Source organism: Streptomyces sp. NPDC059718 (assembly GCF_042733315.1).
Lineage (GTDB): Bacteria > Actinomycetota > Actinomycetes > Streptomycetales > Streptomycetaceae > Actinacidiphila.
The window spans coordinates 1-2,523 of sequence record NZ_JBHWGA010000122.1 but is presented as its reverse complement, the minus strand read 5'-3'; the positions used below and the strand labels follow the sequence as shown (position 1 = coordinate 2,523).

Annotated in this window: 1 protein-coding gene; it reads right to left on the bottom strand. The window is 67.7% G+C overall.

Annotation, left to right across the window (positions count from 1 at the left end):
• Positions 1-2,523: hypothetical protein (locus ACFV3E_RS46505; protein WP_500542589.1), on the bottom strand; the 2,523-nt coding region annotated here is incomplete at both ends.

The window sequence follows — 2,523 nt, the reverse complement described above, 5'->3', positions numbered from 1 at the left end:
GTGAGGACCACGTTGACGTGGACCGCCACCTCGGCCTCCGTCGCACCGTCCACGACCGTGATGACGATCGGGCGCGAGATGAGGTTGTTACCCCCATTGTTACGGGTCTTCACACCGAACTCGAAACCACCGAGCGTACGGCGCACCTCGCCGGGCTTTGCGCCGCCCGTACCGGTGATCACGTCCAGGATCTTGTCCGCGGTCAGCTTCGCGGTACCGGTGGCGGCCGGAGCCGCAGCGGAGACGGATTGCGGTAGGTGCGTCTTGATGCCGCCGACCAGGGCGTTACGGGTGTCGACGGCCATGTCGAGCAGTTGCTTGACGGTCGTCGGGAAATCCTCGGCGACCTTCGTGAGCGCACCTGCCTCTGCCGGCAGTGCCTTGCCCAGTTCCTTCCTGGTCATCGTCGTGAGGAGGGTGGTGTCGTCCGCCCGGATTCCGTGGAAGGCGAAAGCGGCAAGGTTCCGTCCCACATTCGGGTCCTTCTTCAGGACACCGTCGTGGTGGAGCTTCAGGTAGTGCTCCATCTGCTCGGTCCAGGTCTTCGGGTTCGCGTGGCTCTGCGTGAGACCGGTGAGGAGCGACTGTGAGTCGCCCCCCACTCCCACGGCGATGCGATCGCCGTCGGTGACGAGGGCGAGACCCGAGTCGAAGACCACGGCATGGTTCTCCCGCCCCTGCCAATTGTGGCCGCGGTTCTTCACGAGGCTGTCGAGGAGTCGTTCCCCTTCCCTGGCCTCGTAACTGATGTTTCTTCCGGAGATCTCGCCGAACCTGATGTCCTTCGCGAGGCCGAGGGAGTTGGCCTGGTCGACGCGGATGAACGTGTTGGGCTCGGGGAAGTAGATCGCCCGCGCGTCGGTCTTCGCCATCGCGTCGCGCACGGCCAGGTCGAGGTCCGCGGCGTTCTTCGCGCCACCCTCGGGGAGGGTGTACCCGCCACTGACCATCTCGGGAGCAGATCCGTGCTGGTCGGTCAGCGTCTCGATCTTCGCGGCGGCGCGGTCGAAGAGGGGCCTACCGCCGACGACCATGCTCTTGACGTCGGCGTCGCCGACGTGCAGATAGACCTCTCCCCCGGCATTGTGCTTGACCTTGTTGATCATGGCATGGGTGAGGTCGTCCCGGATGACCGCCTCACGCAGCGCGCCGTAGGGGATCTCCTTCTGGGCGCCGAGCGCGACGAGCTTGGAATCCGGCTGGTGCCAGGTGAAGCCGGTGACGGAAACCGCGAAGTCGCCCTCCTTCTCCCATGCCTGGGCGAACTTGCGCACCGTGTCGGTGATCTCGGCTTCCTTGCCGACGCGTCCGTTCACGCCGATGACCAGGCCCAGCCGCTCGCCGAGGGACTCCTTGCCGAACGCCGTCCCGTACGTCTTCGCCAGCGTGAGCAGATCGGTGTTCGCAGTGGCGATGACGGTCGCGACGAAACGGGTCTCCTTGCCGCCCTCGAGCGCGCCCTTGGCCGCACCGTCGTACTGGGCCACCGGCGTCAATCGGTAATGGCTTGCGATGTCGCTGTAGCCCTCGCTGAAGCGCACGGCGTCCGTCTGCCGTGTGAAGGTGGGCGGGGTGACCGCCGACTGCGAGGTGCTCGCCGAGGTGCTCGCCTTGGCCTTGCCCTTGGCCTTGCCGTCCGGTGCATGGGGGGCGACCCCGTCGACCGCGTCGACGTCGACGTGCGCCACGTGGACGTGGTCGTGACTGACGACCTGGGCGTGGATGAGGTCCAGGTAGCGGGGGCGCAGTCCGCCCTGGGACAGGCCCTCCGGGGCGGCGTTGTGGTAGTTGCCCATCAGGCTGCCGTCCACCTCCGGCCGGTGCCCTGCAGTGGTGTCCCGGTACTCGTCCCGCAGACCCAACTGGTGGCCCAACTCGTGGGCCAGGTCCTGCTCGGTGGCGTCGATGCGCCACTGGTGCTGGTTCATCGCACTCTGCGGCCGACCCACGTGCACGTTCAGGTGGGCGTCGGAGACCTTTCCGGTGACCCGCTCCAGCGTGACGTGCAGGACACTGCCGTCGCCCAGCACCTCACCGGGACGGTTGAAGACCCGCTCCACACCGGACAGCGCACGATCCCACAGGGCATCCACTTCCGGCTGCGACAAGCCCTCGTCGGCCAGACGCACCTTCACCGTCAGATCCGTGACCGAGCGATCTCCGAGCTCGAACTTGCGCACGTCGTAGCCCGCGCGGACCTCGTACCGCGGCGCGTGAGCGCCACCGCCCCGCGGCGTCGACACCGGGTCCACCCACGAGTGCTTCACCGTGTTCGGCGCCGCCGCACCCCGAGCCGCATCCCAGCCCGCGTCCAGCGTCAGATCCACCCGCCCCGCACCAGAACCCGCACCGTGGAGGAAGTCGTCCGCCGCACCCGCCGGTGCGGACACCGCCCGCGCCGACACCTTGGTGGGGTCGTCCAGAACCGGGAACGACTTGTCCCCGCTCTCCCAGCGCACCGTCACGTTCTCCGTGGCGGAGCCGTGGACGACGGTGTGCCTGACATCCTGCTGGAGCCGCTTG